Source organism: Methanosphaera sp. DEW79 (assembly GCF_003266085.1).
Taxonomy (GTDB): domain Archaea; phylum Methanobacteriota; class Methanobacteria; order Methanobacteriales; family Methanobacteriaceae; genus Methanosphaera; species Methanosphaera stadtmanae.
In genome coordinates, this window is the sequence record NZ_MUZW01000014.1 from 1 (window position 1) to 15,184 (window position 15,184).

The window sequence follows — 15,184 nt, forward strand, 5'->3', positions numbered from 1 at the left end:
GACCCAGCAACTGGAAAGCCACTATTAAATAATCAATATTCGATTAATATTAAAAATAGATAATTATATAAAAGACATATTTTAGAAAAGCAGTACTAAGAAATATAAAACTTTTTAAGATAGTTATTAGTATTAAATTATAAGAAATAATCTAAATATAAGTAGTAAATACTTTCTAAAATTTCTTTATTATATGTTCATTCTTTTAATGAATCATATAATAGTTCTTTAATCTCTGGATATTTATTAAGTATATTATGTAATTGTTTATCATTATGTTTTTTATTATAATACCATAATGTATTAACATTATTCAAAACATCTCTTTCAGGAGTGGTGTATGTTATTCTAGCTATGTTATTTGGAGGTACTTCTATTTTTGTTTTATTCAAAATAGCCATTGCCCAAAACCATATGTCATCAGAATAGGGTGTTAAATCAGTATATTCTTCTTCATTAAAAACTTCACTATTTAAACTATGTGGAGGAAAGAGTGTTCCACCTCCCGTTGTAAAGAAGTTAAGATAGCTTGCATTGTTATTCTCTTTTATTATTTGCCAATTATTGTAACTACTTATTTCTTTTTTGTCATTTAGTGTTATTTTTTTAGATCTATGTGCTATAATATTTTCTGGATGTTGTTTATGAGTTTCATATAATATTTTTAACCAATTCTCTGGATAATATATATCATCATCTGCTGTAATTATTATATCATTGGAATATTCTTGTAGTGCTGGGATTAATTTCTTATATGATTTAATATTTTTACACCATTTTATAGTTAATCCATTTTTTTTAAGTTTTAATATGTTAGAGAGTATATTTTCTTCTTTATTTGGAAATTCGTCATCAGATAACCAAAGAATTATTTCATCGGCTTTCAAAGTTTGTGTTAATAAGGAATATATTGTATATTGTATATTATTTATACGTTCAGGATATGTTGTTAATGAAATTATTATTTTCTGTTTTCTTTTAGTTGTTGTTATTCCAATATCATTAAAAGTCCTTATCTTTTCTTCAATATTCTTTCTATTTATTGTTAATGGTTGCCAACTACTTTCATTTGTTTTAACTAATCCTTCATCAAATCCATTCAATACAAGATATACTAATGGATTTAATTCTGACTTTCCAGCATTTTTATTAAATTTCTTATAATAATTTCCATCAAAATTCTCATTGGGATTTTTTCCTTCTAAATATCCTATGTATATATAATGAAGTAATGGATTAATATGTAATTTATAGTTATATTTTTCTTTATAGTATTCTTCATCAAATAAATTATATGAATTTATTTTATTAAAAGCCAATATATTTATATCACTTTTTGTCACATCATTTACTATTTCTCGAAATAGGATATTTTCATATTTTAATAGAATATTTTCATTATTAAAAGTTTCATCATATACATTATTATTAACTAAATCAAATACAGTTTGTGTTGTAAGTTTTGTATCTAATTTTTTAGTTGGTCTATACCATTTATTATTAATATCATTTAGTAATTCATCATATCTTATTTGATTATTTTCTATTTTTTTAAATATGTTGTAGAATATGTTATTTTCTTCTTCAATGTATTCTATGGTTTTGGTCTTTGTTCTATTATTTCTATTATTCCTAATTTTTCGAATAATACTTGTGATATATCTAAATGGTTTTGTAATTTTCCAACTAGTGGAGGAAGTTATTGATTCATTTAAATAATTTAATTTATTTATTTCATCATATGCTTTTTTATTATTATGTATAAGGGCTTCTATAGTTATTAAAGTACTAGTCATATCTTCTTTATCATATTCATGTATTAATTTAAGCATATCATTTAATTTTGTCTTGTCTATTAATTCATGTTCTATTTTACCTAATCTAACAGTATTTGCAATATTAAATTCCACTGAATTTTTGGAATGTTTTATTGTATTATAAAAGAATCTATTTTTATCTGGCAATTGTTTTACATCATTGTTGGATATATTCATATTATTGAAATAATTCTTAGCAATTAAAAACAATTCATCTTTAGATTCATTATCTAAGGTTTTATAAATATTTTCTATCTCTGTTATATTAAATTCTAAAAAATTTAATTTAAATTCATTCATTAACTTATTTTTTTTCAGAAAAGTTTTTACTTCATTAAATATGTCAAACAATACAAAACTTTTACTTGTTTGAATGGAAGTATTCTGTCTTGAATTATCAGTTCTCATATAATGATAGAAAAATTGGGGATTATATGAAATGTTATTTGCCTTTATCATGGTTTTTATATGAAAGAGCACATCCTCAAATAATACATCTTCTTGGAATTTAATATTATTTTTTCTAAGAAAATCTAATTTATGTAGTTTTGTACATACAATAAAGTAACTATTCATAACTAATCTTTTATTGTATAAACAGTTAAATGTGAAATTATCATAATTTTTAATATCATTAGATACTGCATATATCCTTTTTCTTAGATAATTATCAGGATAGTGTTCAATACTATTAAATAACACTAAATCAGAATTGTTAGATGTTGCTTGTTTATATAATTGTTCTAAGGACTCACTTTCAATCCAGTCATCAGCATCTAGAAATAAAACATATTCTCCAGTAGCATTTTCTAAACCTACATTTCTTGCTAATCCAGGACCTCTGTTTTCTTGTTTAATTATTTTAAATCTAGAATCATCACTAGTATAACTTTTAAGTGTGGATAATGAATCATCTGTTGAACCATCATCAACACATATTACTTCTATATCTTTAAGTGATTGGTTTTTTATAGAAGATATACAGTTATTTAGGTATTTTTCTTTATTATATATTGGAATTATAATTGATACTGTAGGTTTAATCATATATATACCTCATGACTACTAGATGAAGTTATTCTATATTTTTTTTATTTAAGAATAATAATCTATTTTCTATTTATGATATTATAATTATTTAAGTATATTCTTAGATAATTTTAGAGAAAACCTAGTAATTATTGAAGTTCTAAATATTAAGCTGTATAACTATTGTTTCTAATACTCTGAAGTATTTTACCTAAAAAAATATGAAGTTCCATTATTAATTTCAACAAGAACGTATTATTAAACAAATTCTATTTTGAAAATAGAGTTAAAATATCTAATCTAGAAAAAAGTGTGAATATTACTCTAATTTTAGTTAATTTCAGTTTTATAATTTAAATTCTTTAATCTAGTGAATTTTTTAATAGATTTTTGTTTTTCTCTAATAAATTATAAGTATTATAAAACGCACATTAAACTATAATAACTATTAAATGGAGGTAAAGTAATGAAAAATAATCAGGTAATTATTCTTTTAATATTGGGTATAGTTGCACTATTGGGAATTTCTATTTATGCGGGAATATTTAGTTTCAGTGATAATTCAACTAACAATTCAACTACTTTTAATATAACACCACCTTCTGGATATAGTATATCCAATCAAACAAATAATACTATAACTATAGATAATGGAACTAAACAATTGAAGGTACGTAAATTCAGTGGTAATAATTCTATTTATCAAAGAATAGAAAGTTATAAATCTAAACATAATATTACTAATTTATCAGTAACTGAGTATTATTCTTCAAATTCTCAGAAAATAACAAAAACTGTTTCAGATGTAAATAATATAACTGATGTATGGTATTATGTGGATAAAAATAACACTGTCTATGGTATTTCAACATCAGGTAATGTGCCTGGAACAGATGATGTTGTTAAACAGATAGTTGATAAATTATAAGTTATTTTTTTGATATATTTTTTCAAAAACATGATTATAATATAAAATAATACTTTTTTATTTTTTTTAATTTTCCAATATATATTATCAAATATTAGTTAAGTCAAACTAAATTAGTAAAGTAACTGATTGTATGTATTTTTTCATAGAATCTGTTTATGGGATATGCTTTGAGAATTAACATAATTAAGGGTCTTATTTCTATAAAATCTAGAAAAAAAGATAATATTTTAAAGAAATTACTATCTTATCTTAATATTTAAATATAATTAAATATAGACTAATTATTAGTTAAGAAAATAAGTTAATTAGATTATAAATTAGTTTGTTTAAGTTAATAATTGTATTTATAATGATTATTTTTTTTATTTTAATATTATCAATTAATAATCATCTTGTTTGAATATGGATTTTAAAAATACCATTATCAATAATAATAAAAGTGATATAATGAAAATATGTGTTATAGGTCAAGGATATATAGGTATACCTACAGCAGCATTATTTGCATCCAATGGATGTGATGTGGTAGGTGTAGATATTAATGAAGAAATAATAAGTAATTTAAATAATGGAGTTATGACAATAGAAGAACCAAAAATTAATGAAATTATGAATGCTTGTTTGGATAATGGAACATATCATGCAAGTTTAACTCCTGAAGAAGCTGATGTTTATATAATTACAGTTCCAACACCATTTAAAAAAGAAGATTTATCCTGTGATTTAGGTTTTGTAATATCAGCATGTAAATCAATATTACCACTTATAAAAAAAGGAGATACTATCATAGTAGAATCAACAATAGCACCACTATCAACTGAAACAACAATAAAAGGTATCTTTGAAGATAGGGGATTTAATGTTGGTGAAGACATATACTTAGCACATTGTCCAGAAAGAGTTCTACCAGGTAACATGGTTGATGAATTAATACATAACAATAGAATAGTTGGTGGAATCAACAAAAGAAGTGCTAAAAAAGCTGCTGAAGTTTATAAAATATTTGTTAAAGGTGAAGTTATAGAAACTGAAGCAAAAGTTGCTGAATTATCTAAGTGTATGGAAAATACATATAGGGATGTGAATATTGCACTAGCAAATGAATTAGCAAAGATTGGATCAAAACTAGGAATTAACATATTAGATGTTATTAAAATAGCAAATAAACATCCTCGTGTAAATATACTTTCACCAGGGCCAGGAGTAGGTGGACATTGTCTTGCAATAGATCCATACTTCATATATTCACTTATACCAGAGACTGCAAAAATCATAAAACTGGCTAGAGATACTAATAGAAGTATGCCAGAGTTTGTTGTTGAAAATGTTAGAAAAATTCTAAAAAATGAAGATAATCCAATAATATCAGTATTTGGTGTGGCATATAAAGGAAATTCTGATGATGATAGGGAAAGTCCATCTTATGAAATAATCAACAATCTTAAAGAAGATTATACTTTGAAAATATATGATCCCCATATAGAAAAAATAGATCTAAGCTTTGATGAAGCAATAAAAGATTCATCATTAATATTAGTACTTACAAATCATGATGAATTCATGCATATGGACTTTGATAAAATAAAACAAGAAATGAAAAAGCCAGTAATATTTGATACAAGAAATATTATAGATAAACATTCAATTCCAGATGATATTATATTATATAACTTTGGAAATTTATATGATGTAGAATAGTGGTGACTTTTCAATGCATCCTTTTATTAGTGTAATTATACCTGTTTATAATGTTCAATTCACAATAGAAAGTTGTTTTCTATCTTTAAAAAATCAAACTATAGGATTTGAAAATTTAGAAATAATCTTTGTTGATGATTGTTCAACAGATAATAGTCCAACTATAATTGGGAATTATGAAAAAAAATATGACAATGTTAAAGCAATCTATTCCAAAGAAAATAGTGGTGTTGCAGGAAAACCTAGAAACATGGGTATGAATATTGCAACAGCAAAATATGTCATGTTTTTAGATCCTGATGATACTTTTACTGTTGATGCTTGTGAAGTATTATATAATGAAATAGAAAAAAGTAAAGCAGATATAGTTAGTGGACTACATTCTAAGAAAAATAAATTTAATAATAATGAAGAGATATTTCCTGGTTTGATTATTAATACATTTTCAGATCCTGAAAAATCATGGTCTGATAGACAGGGTGATGTTGATGTTTTCAAACAAAAATATCCTAAACACTTTTATATGGATTCAATTGAAGATAAATTTTCTGTTTTAGGAAATTTTGGGCTTTCAAGTAAAATATTTAATCTTGATTTTATAAAATCAAATAATATTTCATTTCCAGAATATATTCCAGGTGAGGATTCAGTATTTCTTTTCAATGCATTGATAAATGCAAATGGAATTGCTTTTATAAATAAAATCATTTATTCTTACACAACATTTCGTGATGGAGATAATAAATCAGTAAGTTTCCAAGTAGATTTAGATAAAAATCTTGGCCGTATAAAAGCATATAACCTCATGTTAGAAATCAGTGAAGAAAAAGGTATTGTTGATGAATATGTTCACTATATTCTAGCAAATAAATTAACATATTTCTTAAAAAATTTCATAATTAAACCAGAATATATTCCTGAAACTGATATGTCCTGTATTTTTGATAAGGGTTATGACTTATTTAATGAAGTTAATAAAAGAGATAATGGTGTATTAAGTCCTGAATTTAAGAATATTATTGAAAATATTGCCAATAGAAATTATGATGAGACAATAACTGCTTGTTATGAATATAAGAGAAAATATTTTAGTAACAGTGTTAAAGTTAATAAGAAAACTATTCCATTTGCAAAGGATATGAATGTAGCTGTAGTATTAGATCCATTTACATATAATTCCTATAGTAATGAATTCAATGCAATACCTGTTGAACCAGAAAACTGGCATGAAAAATTTGAAAGAGAGGATATAGATTTATTTTTCTGTGAATCAGCATTTAGTGGTGTTGGTGAAGGTAATCTTGTAGAGGGAATAGCTGTTGAAAATAATTATTCTCCATGGGGTGGAAAAATAGGTGTTAACCTGATTCATGGATGGGATAGTAGAAATCAATTAATGGATATATTAAAGTACTGTAAAGAACATGGAATTCCTACAATTTTTTGGAATAAAGAGGATCCAACATCATTTGATAACCCTAATTACAACTTTATAGACACAGCTCTACATTTTGATTATATTTTTACAACAGATGAAGATAGTATAATAAGATATAGGGCAAGAGGACATGAAAATGTTCATGTACTCTTATTTGCTTCTCAAATAAATCTATTCAATCCTATTAGTACTAAACGTTCTAATGATATTATATTTGCAGGTAGTTGGTATAATCAATTCGAAAATCGTTGTAAAACAATGTGTGATTTTTTTGATAAGATAATTAACAGTAAGTATGGCTTAAAAATATATAACAGGGCATCTGATTCAACTGCTGAAAATCGAATGTTTCCAGCAAAATATGATCCATTCATATATCCAAAAGTATCCTTTGATAAAATGCCCTCAGTATATAAAGAAAGTAAAATGGCATTAAATATTAACACAGTTACTGATTCACACACCATGTTTGCAAGACGAGTTTATGAATTAATGTCTTCAAATACATTCATACTATCAAACTATTCTAAAGGAATATATGAACTTTTTAAAGATAATGTTATCTATTTAGATAGAATAGATTCTTTGGATTTATCTGAAGAAGAAATATCCAAAATCTGTGAAGAAAATCTCTATGATGTTCTTCAAAATCATACATATAGTAATAGATTTAAATATATTTTAAATTGTATTGGTTTTAAATATAAAGAAAGTATTGAAGAAGTAAATATAATATATAAGGCAGAAAATGATGATGAAATAGATGAAATCATAGCAGATTTTAATTCTATTGACTATTATTACAAGAACTGTTTTATTCTCTCTAAAAATGTAAATCTTAAAAAATCAGTTGAGAATAAAGATAATAATATAACATTTATGGACTATGAAAATATTTACTTCTTATCTGAAAATAGCTCAGATGAAAATTATTTCTTATTTAGAAATATGGATAATAAAATCAATTCTGACTTTATTAAAAAGGCATTGTTACATTATAAATATTTAGAAAATAACATAGGCATAAAAGAAAATAATGAAAAATATGTATTTAACAAAACAAGAGAATATGAAGATACATTATTTAATATGAGTCAATTTGATAATATAATTGAAGTTTTACTAAAATACAGAATAAATAAATTCTCTGTTTATAATATTTAGTTAAGGTGGGATTATTATTAAAAAGGAAATAAAAATTTCTCTCTGTTTATCAGTTTTTCCAGATAAAAAATCAACAGCAGAGTGTTTTGAAAGCTTACTTAATCAAACATTAGATGAAATTGAAATTATATGTATGCCTGATAATAATTGTGATGAGGATGTTTTAGAAATAATAGATTATTATAAAACTCAAAGTAACATCCCAATATCTGTAATGAAACAAGAATTTAACTATAATCAAGTAAATGGTGAATATATATTCTTATGTAATTCTAAAGATTGGTTATCTATAGTAGCTTTAGATTATATTTATAATATTGCTAAAGAAAATAATTCTGACATTGTACTAAGTTCAGTAAATATTTATGATGAGAAATTAAAATCCATATATGAATTAGATTATGGTTTAAGTAATGATTTTATGAATTCTAATTCATTATCTCATAAATTATTTTCAAATGAACTTTTTAGTATGGTAAAATATCCATATAATCTTTATAAAACTTCGTTTTTAGAGAAAATAGATGCGGATTTAAATTTAAATGAATATAATATTGGATTTTTCTTCTTTAAAACTGTTTTCAATACATCAAAAATTTCATTTAGTATGGAACCTATTTTGAATATAAGAAAAAAAGAAAGTGATCTATATTATTTTATGGCTAATGATTTTAATAGAAACTTAAATAAAGAATATGTTTCATTTGACGTAGATTCTTTTTTCAAGAGTATGGAGAATATAAAATCTTTTTTTAGAGAAAAAGGAATATATGATCTTTATAAATATGATTTAACTAATTATTTTATGAATATATATAGAAATATTTGTACTTTTAATATGGAAAATGAAGAAGTTTTTTATAAAAAATTACATGAAACTATTCTAAATTATTATAAAACAAATCATACAGATTATCTATTAAATTTAACTTCACCTAATATGGAATTTTATAGAATTCTTCTAAAATCAAAAAGTAAATTTGAAGTAGATGCTTTATATAAAATAAATGATTTAAAACTTGAAAATGAAAAATTAAGTAGAGAAGTTAATAAGTTAACTAAATTATTAAAAGAAGAAAAAAACTTAAAAAATAAAGAAATAAAACAAAATAAAAAAATAAGACATAAATTAGATGAAGTTTTAAATTCTAATTCATGGAAATTAATGAATGGATTTAGAATGATAGGACTTTATAAGTCAGTTGCTTTAGTTATTTTTATTCTTTTATTAATTATTTCTATTATGATTATTTTAATAATAAAATATTAATTAAATACAACAAACATATATTAAAAATCGTGATAATTATGAAAATTGGGATTGTACTTGGAACTAGACCTGAAATAATTAAAATGGCGCCTGTAATTGATGAAATAAAAAGAAATAATTCTGAATTAGTTCTCATACACACAGGACAACATTATGATATTAACATGTCAAAACAATTTTTTATTGACCTGGATTTACCCTTACCTCAATATAATATTGGTATAGGCTCAAATACTGCTATTAAACAAATAAGTATCATCATATCAAAACTTGAAGAAATACTAAAAAAGGAAGAAGTTGACATAGTATTAGTTCAAGGAGACACAAATGCAGTATTAGCAGGAGCATTAGCTGCAAATAAACTTAAAATTCCTGTAGGACATGTGGAGGCAGGACTAAGATCATTTGATAAGAACATGCCCGAAGAAATAAATAGATTGGTTGCAGATAGTTGTTCTACACTCTACTTTGTACCAACAAAGGAAACTGGAATAAATCTATTAAATGAGGGAATCAGTCATAAATCAATCTATGTTACAGGTAATACTGTGGTAGATGCATGTAAAAGAAACATAAATCTTGCACTTAAAAATAGTAAGATAAAAGATGAAATAAAATTCAATAATTACATAGCACTAACACTACACAGAGCAGAAAATGTGGATGATGATGAAAGACTAATAAACATAGTTAATAGTCTTATTAATTTACCATATAACATAGTATTTCCAATACACCCACATACAAGAAAATCTCTTGAAAAACTAGATTTATACAAGAAAATTGAAGAATCAGAACATATTCAAATAATAAAACCATTAGGATATCTTGACTTCCTATATTTAATATCACAAGCTACCCTAGCACTAACAGATTCTGGTGGAGTACAAGAAGAAGCAATAACACTTGATGTTCCATGTGTTACATTAAGATATAATACAGAAAGACCAGAAACAATTACATGTGGTGGAAATGTACTTGCAGGAACAGAATCAGAGGAGATTACAAGAAATATTAGCAACATACTAAATAATGAATCAGTATATGAAAGTATGAGCAGTGCTAAAAATCCATATGGTGATGGAGACAGTGCAAAACAGATATATTCAATAATAGAAGAACATTACACTGAAAACAACCTTAAAATAACTCGTGCAGATAAGATAATGGACTTTGAAGGATACTATATGCATGTTATTCAAGAGAATATTACAGTAGCAGAATATGAAAATAAAAATAAGGGACAAATCATTGAACAAGTATTTACTAATGGAAGGCCAGAATATATAGAAGAACAATTAAATCTAGAAAATAAAACAATTATAGTAAAAAAATTTGAAAATGAAGATTAAATACTTTCTTTTTTCATCTTTTAAAAAAACTATTAGATATTATGTTGAAATATTATTAAGGATAATTATTAAGACTTAGATTTATTTTCAATATAATCTAATATATCTTCAGAGGATTTTTTTAAAGTAATACTTCTTTTCTTTTGTTTAGAACTTTGTTGTATTAAATATAAGTTATTATATTGATTATTTAATTTTTTGAATAAAATATTTATGTCCTGGTTTATTTTGGATAAATTTTCAGTTTCTTCTTGAATCATTTTTAAATTTATAAATTCATATAAAGAATTTGATTTTAAAATTAAATTAAACTTTTGCAGAGTCATCATAGGTATTTTTTTCTTTATTTCATCATTTAGAAATTTCTTTTCTATTATTCTAAATTCAATTTTTGCTTTTTGAAAATATTTCTCAGATGAGGCTGGTATTAAATAAGCAAGAATTTGATTTATTTTAAATAAAATGAATTCATCTATAAATTCTTCAAAAAGATTTTCTTTTCTTAAGATTTCTTCAACTAATTTACAGATTTTAAAAATAAATTTACCATGGATTGGATCATTTGAATTTGAATTAGGATTATATCTATACCTATATAAGAATTTAGGTACGTATGATATTCTTTTTGCTCTTAACATACTTTTTACATGGAAGGGAACATCTTCAAAAGCAGGGACAGAATCAAATATAAAATCATCATAACTATCTAGAAATTCTTTTCTATATAATTTAGTCCATGGTGCAAAAGATGCATTTAAAACATAGTATTTAGCATCATGGTAATTGAAAACAAAATTATTAAAATCCTTGTTAGGAAATATGTCTTCTAATTTAAAACCTGGTCTACTATAATCTATTTCATCTGTATCTTCTCTAAATCGAGCAATTTTTAATAAAACAAAATCAGAATTATTTAATGTAATGTTTTCATATAATTCATATAGTGTATTTTCTACAATATAATCATCAGGATCAAAAAAATATATGTAGTCTCCACTAGCCTCATTTAATCCAATATTTCTAGTAACTCCTGTACCTTCATTTTTTTTATCTATAATTTTGATTCTATTGTCTTTTTTAGCAAATTTATTTAATATTTCTAAGGAATTATCTGTAGATCCATCATTTATGCAAATTACTTCAATATCTTTTAATGTTTGGTTGAGAACACTCTTAAGAGATTCTTCAAGAAAATTTGCTATGTTGTATATGGGAAGTATAACTGAAATTTTAACCATAAATTCACCTATTCTGTATAGTTGTGGTTTACTACTTAAATTTTTTTTTGAATAAATAATTAATGAAAAAATATAATATCAATAATAATAGTTGTTAAATATCAATTATTTATTTAAGAAATGTTAATTCTTTTAATAATTCTTTTTTAGTTTTTATATTATATTTATTATGTCTATTTGGTTTTCTACCTTCATAGAATCCATGACAAATGTAATGTGTTTCTGGATTTAAAAGTTTTAACCATTTTATCCTAGATAGGTCTTTGTTTTCACTTAGGTAATATCCTACATTGAACCATGGATTATTTTTTAAAAGAGAATATATTTCCAAATCCTGGTTTTTATCTGATGATTTAAGTAATATATACACATATGTAAAGAAATCATTAAATATTCGTTTTAAGATACTTGAATTATTTTTATAATAGGTTATTTCCATGTTTTTATCATTGATAATTTTCTTTTTTTCATCAAGGTCATTGAATGATTTTTTAAGTATTTCATGTATTTCTTCATTTTCTTTAATTATATTATCAGATATTTTAGTCTTGTTTTTTATTTCATCATATTTTTTATTTAAATCAGAATATTTTTTATTTATCTTATTAACATTATGTTTTTCTATTTCTGAACGATTTAGCCAATATAATCTCTGTTTATATAATATTTCAGAAACATTATTCAAAGAAGTTAATCTGGATTTAAAGTAATTTTCATAATCTTTATGTTTCATATTAGTCTTATTTAGATAATCTTTTAAATCAGGAAGTTTATCTTGAATTATTTGATGTAATACATCTTCTGATGATTTATAATCATTTAAATATGATTTGTATGGTAATTTGAATTTATCCATAGAACTATCTTCTTCACATATGGCCCAAATATCACTTCCACTACCTAAATAATCAGCTAGTTTTGAAGGTAAATATGGATTAATTTTAAAATCTTTTTTTGTAGGAGTATCATTAACAATCAAAATATCTAGTTTTGTAGATAAATTTAGGAATTCCAGTAGAGATACTTGGTTGTTAATAATAATACTTTCTGAAATGGATAAATCACTTATTAAATTTTTGATAAAGTTTGCATTTGATGTGAAAAAGTGAATTCTAATTCTCTTTTTAATTTTAGGATGTAATTTTTCAAAAGCATAAAACAGGTATTCTAAATGTCTTTTACCAACATATGTACCAAAATATCCAAAGTTTATAAAATTATTATCAATATTATAATCAGATTCTTTCACATGATAATATTTTTTGGGTAGTATGGGGTGGTGTTTTACCTCGGATTTTTCCATTACAAAATTTTTTATATTATATGGAAACTCTGATAACATGATTTCTCGTTGATTATGGTTGGTAAATCTAATTTTATCTGCAAAGACATATGGTAAATATTCACCAAGTAAATATAATCCATCATCTGGGTTAATATGAGGTAAATCTTCTTTTAAATCAATGGATTTATTATTATTGATGGTATCAATCGTTTTGTTAATTTTTTCTAGAAATACTTGGTTGTGTATAACTGAATTTGATGGACGTACCTTATTATTTAAATCATAGAGTAATGGATCTGAAAATTCAGCAGTCCAACAAACATTTGGATGTTTTAATTTATATTCTAATGCTAAAAAATGTGAATCAATAGTCCAAGATCTACTTGTAATATTTTTGTACTCATAGTCTACCTTCTCAATTTCAACCATGGCCTCTTTAGTAAATTGGATTATATCATCTAATGCAATGGGAATAGCTGTTTTTTCTAAGTAAATTCTTTTATTTATATATTTTTCTATAAGATTATTGAAATCATAATCATATTTAACATTACTATTTAGTTTAATTTGAAAGGTATCTACTTTTTTATTAGCTTCCATAATTCTTTTAGATAGTACAATTCCACTAACATCATTCATAGGAGGAAATCTAGATGTAATTATTAAATCTTCACAAATATTTGAGGTATTCTTTTCAGTATTTTTATTTTTCATATTATCACAGTTTATTTTTCATCAGAATATTTTTCTAAGTAGTCTAATTCAACATAACTCCTTGATTTTAAGGTTCTTAAATAAAATAATTTGTTAGGTTCATTTAAATTATTTAACATAAGAGAATCAATTTTTTTATCTTCATGTAATTTTTGAAAATCATCATGCATTAAATCCCAAAAAGTATTTTTATATTTTTCTTCCATCATATGATACCATTGGGAGACATAATTTATTTTATAATTAGTTAATTGGTATTTATACATATTAACTAAATTCAATTCTTTGAAAATACTAATTACTTTATTACTTATGGGTATTACATCAAAGTATTTATTATCATATTCAGAAGTTATAGATGATGTATGTCTACTGCGTAAATAAAAATGTTTTTTTAATAACGACATTCTTTTAGCTTGCAACATCACACCCCAAAAGAAGGGATTATCTTCAAAAAGAAGTTTTTCAGCAAAGTGGACTTTTTTTACTAAACTTCTTTTATATATCTTCTGACATGCACTTATTGATATACTGAATATAATGTTAGAAATATCTTCATGTGAGAAAACTTTATTTTCAAAATCATCAGGAATAGGTGTTAAATTGTAGTAACTATCCTCATAATATTCACCAGTTTCTTCTGAATAATTTTTCATTAAGAATAATAAAATGTCTAAATCATTTAATTTAACTTTTTTATATAATTCTTCACATGTATTTAATTCTATCCAGTCATCAGAATCAAGAAACATAATATATTCTCCAGTAGCCATTTTTATAGCTTTATTTCTAGCTACTCCAGGACCACTATTTTTTTGTGTAAAAAATTTAAATCTATGATCCTTATTTGCATATTTTCTAAATACATCTAAAGTATTATCTGTAGATCCATCATCAGCACAAATTATTTCAATATTTTTTAATGTTTGATTTTTTACACTATTTAAACATCTTTTTAGATATTCCTCTCTATTGTATGCACAGATAATGATGGATATTTTTGGTGTGTTAGATTTTTTATTTGAATTATTATTTTGCATCTGTTCAAGTTCAATTTTTTTAAGTGTTATGTCTTCATCTATTTTAATTAATCTTTTTTCATACTCCTTTTGATTTTTTTCTAAATTATTTGTTATTTTATTAAGATTATCAATGTATTTCACATGTTTTTGATCTATTTTTTCTTCCTGAACTTTTAATTTTTCTTGTAGTTGTATAATATTAGTTTCTTTATCTTCCAAGTGTTTA

At 23.6% G+C, this 15,184-nt stretch carries 9 protein-coding genes; 5 read left to right on the forward strand and 4 right to left on the reverse strand.

From position 1 onward, the window contains the following. Positions 1 to 197: 197 nt before the first annotated feature. On the reverse strand, positions 198 to 2,864 hold the full coding sequence (locus BZ132_RS01125; RefSeq protein ID WP_286940187.1) for a glycosyltransferase family 2 protein: 2,667 nt from the start codon (positions 2,862 to 2,864) through the stop codon (positions 198 to 200). Between the two features lie 448 nt (positions 2,865 to 3,312). Here BZ132_RS01125 and BZ132_RS01130 point away from each other — a divergent pair, with 448 nt between their 5' ends. The 5 genes from BZ132_RS01130 (at position 3,313) to wecB (ending at position 10,699) form a co-directional block, all read left to right on the forward strand. Further along, positions 3,313 to 3,774, forward strand: a complete 462-nt coding sequence (locus tag BZ132_RS01130) for a hypothetical protein (protein WP_011405829.1) — start codon at positions 3,313 to 3,315, stop codon at positions 3,772 to 3,774. A 450-nt stretch (positions 3,775 to 4,224) separates the two neighbouring features. Further along, complete coding sequence (locus BZ132_RS01135; protein WP_112149300.1) at positions 4,225 to 5,475, forward strand: nucleotide sugar dehydrogenase; 1,251 nt, start codon at positions 4,225 to 4,227, stop codon at positions 5,473 to 5,475. A gap of 13 nt (positions 5,476 to 5,488) precedes the next feature. Next, positions 5,489 to 8,077, forward strand: coding sequence for a glycosyltransferase (locus BZ132_RS01140; RefSeq protein WP_286940190.1), 2,589 nt, complete (start codon positions 5,489 to 5,491; stop codon positions 8,075 to 8,077). Between the two features lie 34 nt (positions 8,078 to 8,111). Next, on the forward strand, positions 8,112 to 9,347 hold the full coding sequence (locus BZ132_RS01145; protein WP_286940197.1) for a glycosyltransferase family 2 protein: 1,236 nt from the start codon (positions 8,112 to 8,114) through the stop codon (positions 9,345 to 9,347). Positions 9,348 to 9,385: 38 nt separating this feature from the next. After that, a complete protein-coding gene (wecB, locus tag BZ132_RS01150) occupies positions 9,386 to 10,699 on the forward strand; it encodes a non-hydrolyzing UDP-N-acetylglucosamine 2-epimerase (protein WP_286940191.1) in 1,314 nt (437 codons plus the stop codon). Between the two features lie 68 nt (positions 10,700 to 10,767). On the opposite strand, the gene BZ132_RS01155 is transcribed toward wecB, so the two are convergent. The 3 genes from BZ132_RS01155 to BZ132_RS01165 form a co-directional block, all read right to left on the reverse strand. Then, on the reverse strand, positions 10,768 to 11,937 hold the full coding sequence (locus tag BZ132_RS01155) for a glycosyltransferase (protein ID WP_286940192.1): 1,170 nt from the start codon (positions 11,935 to 11,937) through the stop codon (positions 10,768 to 10,770). A gap of 109 nt (positions 11,938 to 12,046) precedes the next feature. Further along, complete coding sequence (locus BZ132_RS01160; RefSeq protein WP_286940194.1) at positions 12,047 to 13,936, reverse strand: hypothetical protein; 1,890 nt, start codon at positions 13,934 to 13,936, stop codon at positions 12,047 to 12,049. An 11-nt stretch (positions 13,937 to 13,947) separates the two neighbouring features. Next, on the reverse strand, positions 13,948 to 15,184 hold a 1,237-nt coding region (locus BZ132_RS01165; RefSeq protein ID WP_286940195.1), incomplete at its 5' end, for a glycosyltransferase.

Coding starts and splice junctions, on each gene's coding strand:
- BZ132_RS01125 (WP_286940187.1), bottom strand. CDS start 2,864: ATGATTAAACCTACAGTATCAATTATAATTCCAATATATAATAAAGAA.
- BZ132_RS01130 (WP_011405829.1), top strand. CDS start 3,313: ATGAAAAATAATCAGGTAATTATTCTTTTAATATTGGGTATAGTTGCA.
- BZ132_RS01135 (WP_112149300.1), top strand. CDS start 4,225: ATGAAAATATGTGTTATAGGTCAAGGATATATAGGTATACCTACAGCA.
- BZ132_RS01140 (WP_286940190.1), top strand. CDS start 5,489: ATGCATCCTTTTATTAGTGTAATTATACCTGTTTATAATGTTCAATTC.
- wecB (WP_286940191.1), top strand. CDS start 9,386: ATGAAAATTGGGATTGTACTTGGAACTAGACCTGAAATAATTAAAATG.
- BZ132_RS01155 (WP_286940192.1), bottom strand. CDS start 11,937: ATGGTTAAAATTTCAGTTATACTTCCCATATACAACATAGCAAATTTT.
- BZ132_RS01160 (WP_286940194.1), bottom strand. CDS start 13,936: ATGAAAAATAAAAATACTGAAAAGAATACCTCAAATATTTGTGAAGAT.